Genomic DNA, 16,546 nt, shown 5'->3' with positions numbered 1-16,546 from the left:
CGGATACCCGCAGCCTGTCCGGTGAAATAGCGCGTCGTTCACCGCAGGCCGCAAATAATATGTGTAAAACCTCTCCGGAAAAGAATCGTCGTCCTGTTCAGAACCGGCAAAAAAGCGTTTTCATGACTCCCCTAATATGATATGATAAAACCAGTAAGGGGGGCTGGCGATGAAATGGAGACGACTGTTTCTTGCTGTGTGCGGCGTCGTGCTGGCGGCATGGCTGTGCCTGACGCTGGGCGCATGGAAAGAACAGCAGGAGACACCGCTGCGTATCGGCGCAACCTATATGACAATGAACAATCCGTTCTACAGCGTCATTGACGAGGAACTGCGGTTGATGATCGAAAGCCGCGGCGATATCCTGCTCACGCGCGACCCTGCACTCGATCAGGAGAAGCAAAACGACCAGATTCACGAACTGCTTGCGGGTGGAATCGATCTGCTTGTGATTAACCCGGTGGATTTTCAGCAGATTCGTCCTGCACTGGAGGAAGCGCGGGAGGCAGATGTTCCGGTTGTGATTGTGGATTCGCAGGTGAGCGATCCCTCACTGGTTGCCTGCACGATTGCTTCAGACAATTATGGCGCGGGCGTATTATGCGCCGAGCATCTGATGAGCACGCGTGATTCCGCGCGCATCGCCCTTCTGGAGCACCCGACCGCCCAGTCGGCGGTCGACCGCATTCGAGGGTTTTGCGACACCATCGCCGCGCATCCGCAGTATCAGATTGCCGGCCGCGCAAGCAGCGACGGTCAGCTGGAGCTTGCCATGCCGGCGCTGGACGGCCTGCTGGATGCCGATCCGACGATTGATGTAGTGATGGCGCTCAACGATCCGACAGCATTGGGGGCGATGGCTGCACTGGAGGAGCGTCATTTACTGGAGCGCACACTGGTTTATGGCGTAGACGGTGCTCCCGAAGCCAAAAATATGATTTTTGAGGGTGTGATGACAGCAACGGTCGCCCAATCTCCTATTCAGATCGGACAGACGACAGCGCAGGTCATATACCAGATTCTGTCCGGACAAGCCTATGAAAGCGAAATCATTGTGCCGGTCGAGTTAATTACAGCGGAAAATGTGGAACAGTTCGGCTCAGACGGCTGGCAATGAGTGATACTGCAGGCGGCGTATCCCCAACTTGTATCTCCGCCGACCGGCCATCCATAACGCACAATATTTCTGCAAAAAAATTGGTCTTCAAGCGATTGACAGGGCAGGATTTTCTGCTATAATGGCCTTATAAAATTGTATATTCCTTTCTTCGGAAACGAGAGTATTCTCTACTGGCGGTCAAAGCCCGCGAGCGCAAGCTAACCCGGTGCAATCCCGGGGCCAACAGTCAGGTCTGGATGGGAGAAGAAAGCCGCCGGCAGCACCGGCAGCTTCTCGTGCACGATGAAAGAACACGAAGCAGCCGGTATTGCATCCGTTGGATGGCAATCAACGGCTGCTTTACGATTTATCCGGCTTATCCGGCGGCAGGGAACCACAAGAGGAGGCTGTCGCCATGAATAAACCGGTACAAAACGCAAACCCGCTGGAAACAGAGCCGATCTCCGCGCTGTTAGTGCGATATTCTATCCCCACAGCACTGACACTCATGGTCAATTACCTTTACAACATCGTTGATCAGATTTTTGTCGGGCAAGGCGTTGGCATCACCGGCATGACAGCTACCAATGTCGCGTTTCCGCTCATGATTCTGGTAAACGCAATCTCGCTGCTGCTGGGGGATGGGGCCGCGGCCAATATCAGTCTGTGCCTGGGCCGCAAGCAGCAGCAAACAGCAGATGCGACCATGTCGCACGCACTGACTTTAATTGTCGGCAGCGGCATCCTTTGCGCGCTGGTGTTTGCTATCTTCGCCCCGCAGCTGGTGATTCTGTGCGGCGTCACGGAAACCGCTTATACGCAGGCAGTCTCCTATCTGCGGGCGATCGCATGGGGCGTACCGTTCCAGCTGATGTGCCCTGCATTCACCGCCATCATCCGTGCGGATGGCGCTCCCCAGTACACCATGAAATGTATGATCGTGGGCGCTGTTATCAACCTGATTCTGGATCCCATTTTCATTTTCCCGCTGCAAATGGGTGTGGTGGGCGCCGGTATCGCCACAGCGGTGGGACAGACAGCTGCCGGCTGTATGTGCCTCTTTTATCTGCGCCATATGCGTACCGTCCGCATTCGCAAACCCGATCTGTGCCCCACGCCTGCATTGACCGGACGTATCGTTGCGTTGGGGTTTCCCAGCCTGCTGACGCAGACGATGATGGCGCTGGTACAGATCACCATGAACAACCTGATGCGTCAGTATGGTGCATTGAGCGCCTTTGGCAGCGACATCGCCCTTTCGGTCTACGGCATGATGATGAAGGTATACCAAATTGCTCATTCAATGTTTGTGGGCGTCTCCTCCGCTGTACAGCCCATCAACGGCTTTAACTTCGGCGCCAAACACTACACGCGGGTACATCAGACATACCTGCTGGCCAGCCGGATTGCGCTCATCATTTCCGCTGTATGCTTTCTGGTTTTCATGGTGCTCCCCCGGCAAATCGGTATGCTCTTTGTCTCGGATAATCCTCTGTATCTGGATTGCACCGCTCACATTTTCCGAATTTATATGATGGCCTTTTTCCTCTACGGTCTGCATATGACTACGGCATCCTTTTTTCAGAGCATCGGCAAACCTGTGCACTCGCTGATGATTCCGCTGGTACGGCAAGGGGTGTTTCTGATTCCGCTGGCGTTGCTGCTCTCCCGCAGTTTTGGTCTGGATGGCGCTTTATATGCCGTTCCCATTACGGATATGCTGGTCTTTTTGCTCAGCATTGCGTTGGCGTTTACGGAATTTCGCTCCTGGCGTAAAAACGGATGGCTGTAAGCCACAGTATGAAAAACCTCCTGTCGCAGCATAGCTGCAACAGGAGGGTTTCTTTTACTCGTCAGAAAGACTTGCGCTTATCTGCATACTGCAAGATGAGAGACGCACATTTATCCTCTATCAATGCGTGCTCTTGCGTCGGCTCGCGCCGCCGGTGCGCAGCCATTCCTCATCGACCGGATCGATCACATTCACCTCGGTGGTCAGGAAAGTGCTCGCCATGGAAACCGCATTTTGCAGCGCCAGACGCACCACCTTGGTCGAGTCCATAATACCGGCTTCAATCATATTGACATAGGTATTGGTGCAAACATCCATTCCCATTCCAGGCTCCAACCGACGAATCTCTGTCACAACGGAATCGCCGTCTCCGCCGGCATTTTCCACAATCTGAGCTGCCGGTTTGGTCAACGCAGTGCAGATGATCTGCGCGCCGACCTTTTCATCTCCCGTAAGCTGCGCCGCATATGCCTCAACCTGTGTGCAGGCGTCGCAGTAGGCCACGCCGCCACCGGCCACAACACCTTCCTCCAGCGCAGCGCGAGTGACATTCAGCGCGTCTTCCACGCGATGTTTTTTCTCCTTCAGCTCCAGCTCGGTCGCTGCGCCAACGTGGATCAGGCCCACGCCGCCTGCCAGCTTGCCCAGACGCTCACGAGCGCGATCCACCGCGAACTCATCCTTCGCCTGCGCCAGCATGCGCCGGAGCATCTCGACTCGGCTGTCAATTTCATCGCGATTGCCCGCGCCCCCGACGATCAGCGTGCTGTCCTTCCGAATGATGACCTTATCTGCCCGGCCAAGCATGTCCATTGTAGCATGGCTCAAATCATAGCCGGTTTCCTCGCGGATGACAACCGCGCCCGAAATCAGCGCAATATCATCTACCAAAGCCTTTTTCCGTTCGCCAAAGCCCGGCGCACGCACCGCAGCTACGTCGATTGCGCCCTTGAGCTTGTTGATAATGAGCGCCTTCAGCGCCTCGCCCGTCACATCCTCCGCCACAATGACCAGCGGACGATGCTGCTGCGCAACCTGATCCAAAATCGGCAGAACTTCTTGCAGTTCGGTGATCTTTTTGTCGGTAAACAGAAGATACGCATTCTCGAATACGGTTTCCATCTTCTCCTGATCGCTCACCATATAAGGCGACAGATACCCCTTGTCAAACCGCGTGCCGCGGACGATCTCGCAGGAAGTCTCCATCGTGCTGGATGCATCTACCGTGATCACGCCATCCGAACCGAGCTGATCCATGATATCTGCAATCATGCTTCCAATCTGTTCGTCGTCAGCAGAAACACCCGCAATGTGCGCAATATCATCCCGCGTGGTCAGCTTGTACGAATGCTCCTCCAGATACCGCACTACCTCGTCAACCGCGCCCTGCATGCCCCGGCGAAGCTGTATGGGATTGGCACCTGCTGCAAGATTGTGAATCCCTTCGCGAATAATCGCCTGTGTCAGCAGCATCGCGGTAGTCGAGCCATCGCCAGCCGCTTCATTTGTGCGGAGTGCAACATGCTTGATCATCTGTGCACCCAGATCTTCCGCAATGTCAGTCAATTGCATGTCATTGATAACGCTCGCGCCATCATTTGTAATGAACGGCACTCCGGAAGAACTGTCCACCAAAACATTTCTGCCCAGTGGTCCCAGTGTGATCTTAACCGCATCCACAACCTGATCCACGCCATCCTGAAGCATTTTTCTTGCTTCCTCGCCAAAAAACAAATCTCTCATATGTGTTTCTCCTGACTCCAGAGCAGACAGGCATGCACATGGCACGCCTGTCTGTCCCAGCTGATTGTAATAAATTAGGACTCTTCGACCGTCTCCTGCACGAGAATCTGCTCCTGCACAGGGTTTTGCTCCTCCGCAGCTTCGCTATCGCCGGACAGTTCCTCCTGTCTCTGCTCTGCTTCGTGCAGCGCAATGATCTCAGCATGCAGACCAATACGATCATCGTGCCGTAACCATTTTAACAGACCAAGCATAGTTCCTACAAGTATAATTAGGAAAGGTGCCGAAATAATAATCGCAATATTTTTGATCGCCGTGAAATCCGCGCCAACCAGAATGATCGACATGGGGATCACTGCCAGCAGAACACAGAAGAACAGCCGAAGCGCCATCTTGGGGGTACCCCGTTTCGTAACCGTTTCCGCCAGCGCCAGTGATGCCGAGTCCATGGACGGCGCCACAAAGCCGACAATAAGCACCAGAATGAGGAACGGCAGCAGCGTTTTGCCCAGAGGCAGCACTTCCAGAATGCTGTAAATTGCCGCGTCTCCGATGCCGCTGTTAACCAGGCCAACCACATCCACGGTTTCCTGCAGATGGGTGAAAATTGAGAAGCTGCCATTGATGCCGAAAATTCCAATACCGCCGGCCGTCATAACAAAGATTGTGTAGAGCGCGATCTCGCGGATCGTGCGGCCCTTGGAAACCTTTGCAATGAAAATGCCCATCATTGCTACATAGTTCAGATAGAACGCAACAAAGTAGATGGTCCAGCTTTCCGCAAAGCCGGTGTTATTGATGGGGTCGGTGAACAGTGCCATGCGCGGCAGCTTTTCAAACATATGACCGAGCGAGTTAACGATATTTTTGAAAATAAACGTCGTCGGTCCCATGAACAGCACATACAGAAGGAATACCACGCAAACCACAGATGCAATATTGCTGATTGTCTGCATGCCGCGCTTTGTGCCAAGGAACGAGGTGATACTGTAAACGATTGCAATGAATACAATGACGCCAATCTGAACAACCGGAGTTGCCTCCCAGCCAAACAGCTGCTTGAGACCGCCGGTTGCCAGCGGAACAGCCAAACCCAAAGAGGAACTCAGCGCACCCAGAATACCAAAAATAACAAGGAAGTCAATGATTTTGCCAATAGCAGTCTTGCCCTTGACCTTCTCGCCCAGCATAGCGCAGCACACCGCGCTGGTTTGGAACGAGGGCAGTTTCCGTACATAAACGCCATAAGCAATGGCAACGCCCATCACCGTATACATTGCCTGATTGACAATGCCCCAATGATAGAACTGATAACCGAGAGAGGATTCCAGCGCTTCCACGCTGAACGCTTCCATACCCAGACCAGGCGCCTGATAATAATACGCCCATTCTGTGAACGACCAGTACAGCGCAGCCGATGCGAGCGACGCCAACAGCATCATTGAAAAGTAGCTGAAGTTGGAATATTCGGGTTTACAGTTGCCCAAACGTACTTTGCCGTACTTTCCAAACAGCAGGTACAAACCGACAAGGAATGCGACGACCGCGATAAGCTCAAAGAACGGTCCCAGAACTGAAATCATCAGGTTGAAGAATGAGGAAATGACATTGAGGGTAGACTCCGGATTGAGAATCATAAAGACAATGAATGCAGCCAGTATTGCCACACTTACAATAATCAAACCGACTTCCACATCCGCATTTTTCTTGTTTTGTTTATTATCCATGGTATTGCTCGCCTCCCCATAGCGTGTTATCTTTCGTAAAATCGTCGCCTACAGCATTTTGAAGCGGTCAGTTAGTCAACAGCGCACGCATCAGATCGGTAATCGGGCGACTGGTTCGGTTTTCCACATCATAACCAACGTATACCGATTCTGCCCAAAGGAGCAAGTCGTCTTCACCCTGCCGGTATATTTCAAACTGCATCGTGAAGCTTTTCCTGCCGATCTTAATCTTGCTGATACCGACTTCGAGCATATCCCCTTCGTATGCGCTGGCAACAAACTCATAGGTGGATTTTTTGTGACATACTTCTGAACCATGTTTTTCCGCCAGTTCCCGGTAGGAATATCCCTTGGATCGAAGGAATTCCTCGAAAGCCAGATCGGTATATGCCACGTAATTTCCATTGTATACAATGCCCTGTCTGTCTACTTCTCCAAAGCGGACACGGATCGGGCAAAAAAAGATACAATCCCGTCTCATTTCGATTCTCCTTGCTTCTGTCTGTATTCCCGGGTTCTGTTCAAGCGCTTTTGCGCTGCCCGCTGCGCTGCCGCGGCGTTAATCGAACGCTTACGCACTCTGTGAAGCAGCGCGCCCGGCGCACAGACATCCACGCAGTAGCCACAGTTAATGCACGTTAAAAACGCTTTGCCAACCGCACGGGGATATCCTTCCTCATCCAGCTCGATGACACGCATGGGACAGATATCAATGCAGGCAGAACATTTCACACATTGTTGCTTATCCGGAGAAATCAGTTCAACAGCTTTCACAAACATATCCCTTTCAAAAAAATCCACCCAATGCACCGTTTCCTTCTAGACAGGTTACGAGCATCAGGTGGATCATTCATCTGATTTACAGCAATTATCAAACCGCTTGCGCAACAGCACCGCTTGCTATCAGGCTGTCGATCTTCTCGCTGCTGTATCCCAGCTCACTGAGGATTTCCCTGCTGTTCGCACCCGGGAATCCGGCCGCAGAAGCATTGCAATCAACCGGAGTCTTGCTGAATAGGATAGGCGTATTGGTTACAGTGCACTCCCCTACGCCTTCTTGGGTGACCTGAGTGATAACATTGAGCTGTCTGGTCTGCGGATCGTTGTCAAACTCTTGCAGCGACTGTACCGCCGCTGCGGGAACTCCGCTTCTGTGCAGCTTTTCTTCCATCTCATATCGACCCATTGTGCTTGTCGCTTTTTCAAGCTCCGCAATCAGTGCATCCCGGTTGGCCACACGCTGCTCGTTATTGACAAAGCGAGGATCCGCCGCAAGGGCATCCAGCCCCAGCGTGCTGCACAGCGATTGCCATGCGCCCTCGTCTGTCACCGCGATTACGATATTTCCATCCTTCGCAGCAAATTCGCCATAAGGAGCATACCACGCATGATGATTGCCGGTTCTTTCAGAAAACCGGCCGGTCAGTGAGTGCTCCAGTACAGATGCTTCGCACATGTAGAACGCACAATCCAACATGGCAATGTCCACGCGAAGCCCTTTTCCCGTCCTTTGCTTATACAGCAGTGCCATCGATAAACCGCGCAGCAGCTGCAGTCCAGCCCATGTATCGCACATGGAGAAACCGGGTTTTATCGGCGCATCGCCCGCCTGACCGCTCTGTGCGACAAGACCACTTCGTGCGGCTGCAATAATGTCCATACAGGGCAGGTGGGAAAGCGGCCCATATGTGCCAAAACCGGAAATCGAGCCATAAATCAGGCCAGGATTGACCTCCAGCATTTTATCATAGCCGATTCCAAGTTTTTCGAGTGTTCCTGCTTTAAAGTTCTCTATGACAACATCTACTTGAGAGACAAGATCCAGTACAACACGCTTGCCTTCCTCCGAACGCATATCAATGGCGATTCCCTTTTTCCCGCGGTTATATTGGCAGAAATACAAGCTGATGTCATTGACATAGGGTCCATACTCACGCGATATATCACCGGCGCCGGGACGCTCTATTTTGATCACTTCCGCACCCATGTCTGCCAGCATCATTCCGCAGAACGGAGCGGAAAGCACCTGTGAAAAATCGAGCACCTTGATTCCTTTGAGAGGTCCGTTCTTCATTTGTTACTCTCCTTCAGTATTCGTTGCGCCGCCACTCAAATTACACCCTGCTCATGCAAAGCAGCCTGTGCAGCCAAATCCAATCCGAGCGCTGCGTAAAGTTCCTTGTTCTGCTCTCCCACAGTAGGTGCTGCGCGCAGGTCATCCTCCTCCTGCCCGGCGAACTTGACCGGCTTGCCCGGCATCTCAACCGCGCCCAGCTCTGCGTCATTGACCGAAACAATCATGTTGCGCACCCTAAGCTGTGGCTGCTGCAATGCTTCCTTGGTGGTGCTGCACATCGTACCCGGAATCAGTGTTTCATCACAAATATCCGCAATTTCCTGCATCGTGTAATTAGAGAACAAGTCTTCCAGTTTGACACGCAGGTCGCCGAAATAATGGTAGCCACGCACCAAATTGGAGCAATATAATTCATCTACCTTCCATTCAGGACGCCCGAATGCATCGCAGAATTTCGCCCATTGCGCATCGGAAGAAATGCCCATGGCCACATAACCATCCTTGCATTTAAGGATATCATATGGATTTATCAGCGGATGTGCATTGCCGGTACGCATCGGATCTTCGTGTTCTGCGCCATAAGTAATAACCTTATCCTCCGAAATCGCAATCGCGGAGCCACAAAGCGTTGTTTCCACGAGCTGCCCCTCACCCGTGCTTTTCGCATGATAAAGGGCAATACATACAGCCGAGGAAAGGAAGCTGGCTGCATATCGTTCGGAGATTGAAAAGCCGATACGGGTCGGCGGGTTTTCCGGAAAGCCGGTGAAGTGCATTACACCGCTTTTTGCCTGCGCAAGCAGATCATATTGCGGCAAATCTGTCTTTTCCCCGGTTGAACCGTATGCAGAAATACGTCCATATACAAGAGATGGCTTGATAGCTGACAGCACATCATATCCTAAGCCCAGTTCATCCATCCAATTGGGTGGGAAATTTTCCAAAACCACATCTGCCTGTGCCACCAGCTTTTTGAAAATCTCTTTTCCCTCAGGATGTGTCAGATCCAGCGTGATACTCTTTTTGCCACGATCGCGGAAGGCATGATGAACACTGGCGCCATTTTTTAATGGCGCCAGTGCCCGCAGCGGATCACCGGTATTCGGAGATTCCACCTTGATAACTTCCGCTCCGTAGTCAGCCAGTTCCATCCCGCAGTAACCGGAAAGTGTCATCAAATCGAGCACTTTTATTCCTTCTAAAGGAAACATAGCAACCTCCTATTACTGTGAGAAGAAAGCCTCACGGTTAGATGATTCAATTACTCCTCGTAAGCCCAGCCAGTGTACAGCTCGATGCCGCGCTTCTTGATCTGACCGCCGATAACGTTGCGCTGAATCTCGGAAGTACCTTCCCAGATACGGTCAACGCGCTGGTCACGCCACAGACGCTCGATAGCGTTCTCTCTCATGTAGCCGCGGCCGCCCAGAATCTGAACGCCCTTGTCGGTTACGCGGTTGACCATCTCGGAGCACCACAGCTTGATAGCGGATGCACGAGCGTGCTTGAGCTTGCGATCCATATCGCCGGAAATCTCCCAGCATACACGATACAGCAGGCTCTTTGCAGCCATGATATCCATGGTCATGTCAACCAGCATATGCTCGATTACCTGGTAGTCACGGATGACGTGGCCGCCCTGTACGCGGGTAGCCGCCCAGTCGTTTGCTTCCTTCAGTACGCGCTGTGCACCGCCGACGCAGCGAGCGGCAATGCCCAAACGAGCCTCTACGAACCAGTCCTTGGTCATGTTGAAGCCTTCGCCGATGCCCTTGAGGATCTTGGACTCGTCAACCACAACATCCTCGAACAGGAATTCCGGATGCTTGAACGCAAAGTGGTGGGTGTATTCCGGCGTGCGCTTGATGCTGACGCCCGGGGCATCCTTTTCAACGAAGAATACGGTAGCCTTATTCGGGTCACCGTCCAGATGGGTATGTACCAGCAGGAAGTCTGCGATATCACCAACGGTTACGTACCACTTTTCACCATTGATCTTATAACCGCCGTCGCACTTGACTGCGGTCGTCTGGCACTGAGTCGGGTCGGAGCCAGCGTCCGCCTCGGTGATTGCATACGCATCACGGCGCTTGCACTGGCAGGTCGGAATCAGATACTCTTCGATCTGCTCCTGCGTACCGAACTTCATCGGGAACGAAGGCTGCGGAACCGCATCCCAGATAGCGCCCGTCGCCATGCCGAGCTGCTCGCTGATCAGTGCCTGCTCAAACAGGGTATAACCAGTGCCGCCGTGCTCCTTAGAATGGTTGGTTGCGTTGAAGCCCCACTCCATAACCTGAGAAGTGATGTACTTATGTGTCTCAGGGGAAATACCGTTGTTTTGTTCACACTCCAGCTCATACGGGAACAGTACCTGCTCAGTGAACTCTCTTGCCTTTTCCTGCAATGCGCGATGCTCTTTGCTCAGTGTAAAATCCATTCTAATGCTCCCTTTCTCTTTGTTCGATATTTGATTGTCCTTACCCAGTCAATCCGATTTCAGTTTGTCTGATATCGGATGATTCAATTATATAACTTAGCCCAAAAAAATCAAGCGGTTTTACTATTATTTATTTATTTTGTATACTTGACTAGAAAACCAGCCCCGTTTTTGTTCTGTATGCTTATGGTATTGACTGGAATATCATAATTAGCGTATAATAAATAAAGGGATCTATTAAACAATATAAGGTGTGAAACTGTGATGGAGCGTTGGGAAAACGATTTATTTGAACGATATTACAAAAGTTGGAGAGGAATAGATGCCGCCTACGATCAGATAGCGGCTTCCTGCGGTGTGACCTCCAACATCATGAATATTCTGACCTTGCTGTACAAGCATCGCACACCCATGACGCAGAACGAATTGAGCCGGGAGCTGCATCTGTCCCGCCAAACGGTCACCAGTGTGGTGGACAGCTTGGAGCAGCGCGGTCTGGTCAGCCGCAGCATTGCAGAAAACGACCGCCGCAGCCGTATGATCACTTTAACTGAAGACGGCCGTGCTTCCGGACGCCGCATTGGTCGAACGATGCGAAATGTGGAGTTATCCGCGTTCAGAAAGCTGTCAAGCGAAGAACAAAACGCGCTGGTGGATATTATGGAGAAGCTATGGCATAGCATGGAAGAGACTCTGGCGGACACATGAGCAATTTAAGTTTGCGATTCATGTCGCTTTATAATCGCAAACGAAACAAAAGAAGGCGTTGCAGAATGTATCATTCTGCAACGCTTTCTTTTTGCCGTAACACGGCTTCAAGGCTACACTGAACTATCAGTGTACCATTCTAAGCCCAACTCAGCAACCACTGTATTGCGGAAAACAGCATACTCGAAAAGATACCGCGGCTTGCTCCGCGCCGCTGCTTTTCACTCTTGTTCTGTTTTTCTCGCAGGAGTATAATACCAGTAATCGCGCATCCGCGGCTGTTAAAAGACGGCTGCGGCAAGCAGCAAAAAAGGTGGGAAGTCTTATGACTCTGTTGAGACGGCACTGGGCGAATATGTCCATTCATTACAAGGCCGTCGCATTATGCTGTACCTTTGTCGTGCCAATCCTGATCGCGGTTGGCATTCTGATTTTCGAATTCAGCGCCTACCGGCTGGAAACCGACCGGATCCTGTCCGAATACGCAGGCTGCATTGATTACGCCAACGCGCTGCGCGCCGAAAGAGAACTGCTCGACGCACTGCCCTTTGCCGCGGCGAACGCCAAAGCGGTCGACGAATACACCGCCGCCTGCGAGGCAACTTCCACCGCGTGGCAGGCGCTGGCTCCCACACAGACCACAGACAACGCGCAAATCGACCTGCTCAAGCAGGTAATCGGCCGCGCGATGAACAGCCTGCATGAACGGCAGCAGCAATTCCTCGACGATTTTGCCGCAGGCATTTTTGACGCGACAGCCTTCTCCCAACTGCAGCAGCAGAGCGCGTATCTGTACAGCTATGCCGACACGTTGATGGACGCGGTGCTGCTCGAGGGACGGAACCGCTACTTGGATCTCGGCCAGAAATTCGCCGACCAGAATATCGTGCTGTCGGTCGTGGCAGCGCTGGGCTGTATCGTGTTCGCGCTGCTCGTGCTGTATCTGATCCGCAGCCTAATCCTGCCCGTGCGGCAGATCAGTCAGGCGGCACGCCGCGTAGCCGACGGTGAATACGGCATCGACGACTTTGTGCACCCCTCCTCGGACGAAATCGGCGTGCTTGCCGCTTCGTTCAACCACATGAAGCACCAAATTGCACAGACCATCCACGCACTGGAAAGCGAAGCCGCACTGGAAAAATCGCTGCGTCAGCAGGAAGCTGAAGCAGCCCACCTGCGTCAACTGGTTGAGCAGAGCCGCTTCGCTCAGCTGCAAAGCCAAATTAACCCGCATTTCCTGTTCAACACACTGCAGAGCGTGGCCAGCATGGCGCAGATCGAGCGCGCGACTGTGACGGGCGACATGGTCGTGCGTCTGGCCAATTTTTTCCGCTATACACTCGAAACCGACGAGAGCATGGTGCCGCTCGCGCGTGAGCTGGCGCTGCTGCGCGACTATATCTCGCTGCAAGAGCTGCGCTTTGGCGAACGCATTTCGTTTGAGATGGACTGCGACAACCGCTGCGACATGCTGCGCGTACCCAAGTTCATTCTGCAGCCGCTGGTCGAAAACGCTATCGTGCATGGCATGCGCACCCGCAGCGCGGGCGGACGCATTCGCATCGTCACCAGCGCCGACGGCGCGTACTGCCGCATTCAAGTAACCGATAACGGCGGCGGTTTTACATGCACCGGCAGCAATCCGCCCGCCGCAACCGGCCGGCGCTCAATCGGTCTGCACAACATCGCCAGCCGCGTTCAGCTGACCGGCGGCTCGTTCCGTCTGTACAGCCTGCACGGTCTGGGCACGACCGCCCGCCTGACCCTGCCCATGCCAAAGGAGGAAAACCGCGCATGATTAAAATCCTAATTGCTGAGGACGAGCCGCTCAGCCTGCAAACTCTGACTGGTCATCTGCGCCGCCGTCTGGGAGAGGATGCACTGATCGAGGGCGTGAGCAACGGCCGCGAGGCCGTCGAGCGCGCTCGACAGATCCAGCCCGCGCTGATTTTCATGGATATTGAGATGCCCGTCATGAATGGGCTGGATGCAGCCTCCATTCTGCACAAAACCCAGCCGGAGATCCCCATCATCTTTCTGACCGCGTTCGACCGTTTCGATTACGCGGTCGGCGCCATGCGAGCGGGCGGTACCGACTATCTGCTCAAACCGTTCGACCGCGCACAGGTCAACGCCTGCCTGCGGCGCACGCTTCATCTACCCGAGCAAGTCGCCGAGCAGCCGGACGAGACCGAAAACCCATTCTGCGCCCAGTTTTCCGTCTGGCTTGCGCATCACTACATGCAGGATGTTTCGCTGGAACAAGCGGCCGAAGCCATGGGCATGAGCTCGTTTTATTTTTCGCGGTTTTTCCGCACCGCCTACAACCAGACCTTTGTCGAATACCTGACGGCCTATCGCATCCGGCAAGCTGTTCGCCTGCTTGAGGAGACCGAGATCCCGGTGCGAGAAATCGCCCCGCGCGTAGGCTACGCGGACGCGGGTTATTTCTCCAAGGTGTTCAAACGTCACGTCGGCGTCACCCCGACAGAATACCGCAATCACTGATTTTGTGCAAAACGCACTAAATCCTTGCATTCTATTTGGCGGCGGTCATAATATTGCCTACCGGAGCGCAATTTTTTCCGATAGGCTGGCGCACACCCCGCCGGTATAATTGAGGTTGGAAACGATGAAAAAATACATTCATTTCGTCGTGCTGGCGGCACTGGCCGCAGCACTGCTGCTGAGCAGCTGCGCTGCAGCCGTCCAATCCCCGGTACGGCGCTACCGGCTGGCAAGCAGCCAGAGCGCAACCTATGTGACCAATCAGGCCTGCCAGCGCTTCTGCGATCTGGTCGAGCAGGCTTCGGACGGCAGCATCGTCATCGAACCGGTGTTTGACAACGAACTGGGCAGTGATGACGAGGCGCTTACCCAATGCGTCTATGGCGGGGTGGACTTTGTCCGCACGACCGTCAGCGCGGCAGCGCAGTACGCGCCGCTGCTGACCGCACTGCAGATGCCCTATCTGTACACCTCGGACGAGCACCTGTTCCGCGTACTCGACGGCACGGTCGGACAGCAGGCGCTGGACTCGCTCTCTCAAGCGGGGCTGATTGGCATGACCTATTTCTACGCGGGCTACCGCTGCTTTTTCACCACCGACCGACCGCTGTCCTCTCTGGACGATTTGCAGGGTCTGCGGCTGGGCACGGGTGCCTCCAGCGAAATGGACCTGCTTGTCGAGCAATGGGGGGCGGTTGCCGTGCCGCTGGCGCGCGAACAGTTTGCGCTGGCGCTGCGCGCCGGCCAGATCGACGGGGCCGAGGACAATCTGCCGACCTATGTCGACAGCGGGTACTATAAGCTCGCGCCCTACTGGACCTATGACAGACACACCTATAATGCCGATGTGCTGATTGCATCTTCCAGCACATGGCAGGATTTTACCGAAGAGGAGCGTGCCATGCTGCGCGACTGTGCGGTTGAAGCCGCCGCGTGGCAGCGCGACCACTGGCTCAACGCCGAGGTCCGCGCTATGCTGCACGCCTCGCGCAGCGGCTGCTATATGGCGCTGCTCGACGAGGAGCAGACCGCCCGCTTCCGCGAAGCTGCGCAGCCGCTCTATGACCGGCTGACGCCCGAACAGCAGCGCGTGGTCGAGGCAGTCGGCGAATTGGCCGACCCCGCAGACTGAGATGCCGCCTCCTCTTCTTTTTTCTCCCGGTCGAAAGCGCCCAAGGGGCGGCGCTTTGCGATAGAAAAAAGATACAAGGAGGCTTTTTCATGAAAGTTAAAAGACTGATGGCCGGCCTGCTTTGCGGCTCACTGGGCGCGATGCTCAGTCTGACCGGCTGCGGCACGGCAGACAGCGGTATGATGGATGCGGCCAACGCCAATGCGGTCGCCGGAGGCAGCAGCGATCTGCCGGTTGTCACCTGGAAGATGGGTTCTACCTGGGGGGACGGTAATATTCACTTCACCTGCGACGAGCGCTTTTCTGAGCTGGTCAGCGACCTGACCGATGGGCGCTTCACAATCACCAACTATCCCGAGGGCGCGCTGTGTGCAGCCAACCAGCTGTTTGACTATGTGCAGAACGGCACAATCCAGTGCGGCGGCGACTGGGGCGGCTACTGGAGCGGCAAGGACACCGCGTTCGAACTGCTCTCGACCACGATGGACAACTTCACCGGCCTGGACTACTACATTTGGATCACGCAGGCGGGTGGTCTGGACTGCTACCAGAACATGTACGGCCAATATAACATGATGTACTTCCCCATCATGATTAACCACGCCGAATCCGGCATCCGCTCGACCAAGCCGATTACCTCGCTCGAGGACATGAAGAGCATGAAGATCCGCCTCGGCGGCGTGATGGCCGGCCGTGCGGCTGAAAAATTGGGCATCAATATCACCACGGTTTCGGCCTCCGAGCTGTATGAGTCGCTGCAGCGCGGCGTCATCGACGGCGGCGAATTCTCCACCCCGTGCTCGGACGACTCGCTCAAGCTGCAGGAGGTCGCGCCTTACTGGTGCTCGCCTGCCTGGTATCAGTCGGGCGGCGTTAACGGCGTCATGATCAACATGGACGCATGGAATGAGCTGCCGGAGGAATATCAGAACGCAATCCAGATGGCTGCGCAGATCTGCACAGCCGAGCAGCTGTCCCGCTATCTGTGGATGGACTTTGAATCCACCGAGAAGATGCTTGAGGAGGATGACTGCATCGTCACCGAGATGAACAGCGAGGACTGGCAGACCATCCGCGACACCTGCCGCGAGGTCTACGAGGAAGAAGCGGCTGCCAACGAGAACTTCAACATGGTTTACAGCTCGATGAACGCATACCGCGAGCAGGCGGATACCTACCGCGCCATGCTCGGCGACTATGGCTGGGGCTTTAACTACGACGAATACGAAGAATGATCCCCGCCCGGGGGGGGGGGGGGGGGGGGGGGGGGGGGGGGGGGGGGGGGGGGGGGGGGGGGGGGGGGGGGGGGGGGGGGGGGGG

Annotated in this window: 14 protein-coding genes and 1 riboswitch; of the genes, 7 read left to right on the top strand and 7 right to left on the bottom strand. The window is 54.4% G+C overall.

Annotation, left to right across the window (positions count from 1 at the left end; translation table 11 throughout):
* Window positions 1–169: 169 nt before the first annotated feature.
* Window positions 170–1,117, top strand: coding sequence for a sugar ABC transporter substrate-binding protein (locus ACESSO_RS12740; RefSeq protein ID WP_373165827.1), 948 nt, complete (start codon window positions 170–172; stop codon window positions 1,115–1,117).
* Between the two features lie 143 nt (window positions 1,118–1,260).
* Window positions 1,261–1,372: riboswitch (FMN riboswitch) on the top strand.
* A gap of 142 nt (window positions 1,373–1,514) precedes the next feature.
* Window positions 1,515–2,891 (top strand): MATE family efflux transporter, encoded by a 1,377-nt coding sequence (locus tag ACESSO_RS12735; RefSeq protein ID WP_373165825.1) that lies wholly within the window; start codon window positions 1,515–1,517, stop codon window positions 2,889–2,891.
* Window positions 2,892–3,011: 120 nt separating this feature from the next.
* Here ACESSO_RS12735 and groL read toward each other — a convergent pair whose 3' ends face one another.
* The 7 genes from groL to ACESSO_RS12700 form a co-directional block, all read right to left on the bottom strand.
* Complete coding sequence (gene groL, locus ACESSO_RS12730) at window positions 3,012–4,634, bottom strand: chaperonin GroEL (RefSeq protein ID WP_373165823.1); 1,623 nt, start codon at window positions 4,632–4,634, stop codon at window positions 3,012–3,014.
* Window positions 4,635–4,708: 74 nt separating this feature from the next.
* Entirely contained in the window at window positions 4,709–6,361 is a 1,653-nt protein-coding gene (locus ACESSO_RS12725; protein WP_373165821.1) for a BCCT family transporter, read from the bottom strand.
* 67 nt (window positions 6,362–6,428) lie between these two features.
* Complete coding sequence (locus ACESSO_RS12720; protein ID WP_373165819.1) at window positions 6,429–6,842, bottom strand: acyl-CoA thioesterase; 414 nt, start codon at window positions 6,840–6,842, stop codon at window positions 6,429–6,431.
* Complete coding sequence (locus ACESSO_RS12715) at window positions 6,839–7,141, bottom strand: 4Fe-4S dicluster domain-containing protein (protein ID WP_373165817.1); 303 nt, start codon at window positions 7,139–7,141, stop codon at window positions 6,839–6,841. The genes ACESSO_RS12720 and ACESSO_RS12715 overlap by 4 nt, the downstream gene beginning before the upstream one ends.
* A gap of 91 nt (window positions 7,142–7,232) precedes the next feature.
* Window positions 7,233–8,435 (bottom strand): CaiB/BaiF CoA transferase family protein, encoded by a 1,203-nt coding sequence (locus tag ACESSO_RS12710; protein ID WP_373165815.1) that lies wholly within the window; start codon window positions 8,433–8,435, stop codon window positions 7,233–7,235.
* Window positions 8,436–8,470: 35 nt separating this feature from the next.
* On the bottom strand, window positions 8,471–9,649 hold the full coding sequence (locus ACESSO_RS12705; protein WP_373165813.1) for a CaiB/BaiF CoA transferase family protein: 1,179 nt from the start codon (window positions 9,647–9,649) through the stop codon (window positions 8,471–8,473).
* A gap of 50 nt (window positions 9,650–9,699) precedes the next feature.
* On the bottom strand, window positions 9,700–10,878 hold the full coding sequence (locus ACESSO_RS12700) for an acyl-CoA dehydrogenase family protein (protein WP_373165812.1): 1,179 nt from the start codon (window positions 10,876–10,878) through the stop codon (window positions 9,700–9,702).
* A 264-nt stretch (window positions 10,879–11,142) separates the two neighbouring features.
* Here ACESSO_RS12700 and ACESSO_RS12695 point away from each other — a divergent pair, with 264 nt between their 5' ends.
* The 5 genes from ACESSO_RS12695 (at window position 11,143) to ACESSO_RS12675 (ending at window position 16,461) form a co-directional block, all read left to right on the top strand.
* Window positions 11,143–11,586 (top strand): MarR family winged helix-turn-helix transcriptional regulator, encoded by a 444-nt coding sequence (locus tag ACESSO_RS12695; protein WP_373165810.1) that lies wholly within the window; start codon window positions 11,143–11,145, stop codon window positions 11,584–11,586.
* Window positions 11,587–11,911: 325 nt separating this feature from the next.
* A complete protein-coding gene (locus ACESSO_RS12690) occupies window positions 11,912–13,384 on the top strand; it encodes a histidine kinase (protein WP_373165808.1) in 1,473 nt (490 codons plus the stop codon).
* Entirely contained in the window at window positions 13,381–14,094 is a 714-nt protein-coding gene (locus ACESSO_RS12685) for a helix-turn-helix domain-containing protein (protein ID WP_373165806.1), read from the top strand. Before ACESSO_RS12690 ends, ACESSO_RS12685 begins: the two co-directional genes overlap by 4 nt.
* Before the next feature lie 124 nt (window positions 14,095–14,218).
* Entirely contained in the window at window positions 14,219–15,226 is a 1,008-nt protein-coding gene (gene dctP, locus ACESSO_RS12680) for a TRAP transporter substrate-binding protein DctP (protein ID WP_373165804.1), read from the top strand.
* Between the two features lie 89 nt (window positions 15,227–15,315).
* Complete coding sequence (locus ACESSO_RS12675; protein ID WP_373165802.1) at window positions 15,316–16,461, top strand: TRAP transporter substrate-binding protein; 1,146 nt, start codon at window positions 15,316–15,318, stop codon at window positions 16,459–16,461.
* The last annotated feature ends 85 nt before the right edge of the window (window positions 16,462–16,546 follow it).

The organism is Agathobaculum sp. Marseille-P7918 (assembly GCF_964248325.1).
GTDB lineage: Bacteria > Bacillota > Clostridia > Oscillospirales > Butyricicoccaceae > Agathobaculum.
Note: the sequence above shows the minus strand (reverse complement) of the source record. Positions and strands in the feature narration are given on the sequence as shown.

Excerpts from the sequence above, each read along its gene's own strand:
- ACESSO_RS12735 (WP_373165825.1), top strand. The coding sequence starts at position 1,515 with ATGAATAAACCGGTACAAAACGCAAACCCGCTGGAAACAGAGCCGATC.
- ACESSO_RS12725 (WP_373165821.1), bottom strand. The coding sequence starts at position 6,361 with ATGGATAATAAACAAAACAAGAAAAATGCGGATGTGGAAGTCGGTTTG.
- ACESSO_RS12740 (WP_373165827.1), top strand. The coding sequence starts at position 170 with ATGAAATGGAGACGACTGTTTCTTGCTGTGTGCGGCGTCGTGCTGGCG.
- groL (WP_373165823.1), bottom strand. The coding sequence starts at position 4,634 with ATGAGAGATTTGTTTTTTGGCGAGGAAGCAAGAAAAATGCTTCAGGAT.
- dctP (WP_373165804.1), top strand. The coding sequence starts at position 14,219 with ATGAAAAAATACATTCATTTCGTCGTGCTGGCGGCACTGGCCGCAGCA.
- ACESSO_RS12715 (WP_373165817.1), bottom strand. The coding sequence starts at position 7,141 with ATGTTTGTGAAAGCTGTTGAACTGATTTCTCCGGATAAGCAACAATGT.
- ACESSO_RS12700 (WP_373165812.1), bottom strand. The coding sequence starts at position 10,878 with ATGGATTTTACACTGAGCAAAGAGCATCGCGCATTGCAGGAAAAGGCA.
- ACESSO_RS12705 (WP_373165813.1), bottom strand. The coding sequence starts at position 9,649 with ATGTTTCCTTTAGAAGGAATAAAAGTGCTCGATTTGATGACACTTTCC.
- ACESSO_RS12675 (WP_373165802.1), top strand. The coding sequence starts at position 15,316 with ATGAAAGTTAAAAGACTGATGGCCGGCCTGCTTTGCGGCTCACTGGGC.
- ACESSO_RS12720 (WP_373165819.1), bottom strand. The coding sequence starts at position 6,842 with ATGAGACGGGATTGTATCTTTTTTTGCCCGATCCGTGTCCGCTTTGGA.
- ACESSO_RS12710 (WP_373165815.1), bottom strand. The coding sequence starts at position 8,435 with ATGAAGAACGGACCTCTCAAAGGAATCAAGGTGCTCGATTTTTCACAG.
- ACESSO_RS12685 (WP_373165806.1), top strand. The coding sequence starts at position 13,381 with ATGATTAAAATCCTAATTGCTGAGGACGAGCCGCTCAGCCTGCAAACT.
- ACESSO_RS12690 (WP_373165808.1), top strand. The coding sequence starts at position 11,912 with ATGACTCTGTTGAGACGGCACTGGGCGAATATGTCCATTCATTACAAG.
- ACESSO_RS12695 (WP_373165810.1), top strand. The coding sequence starts at position 11,143 with ATGGAGCGTTGGGAAAACGATTTATTTGAACGATATTACAAAAGTTGG.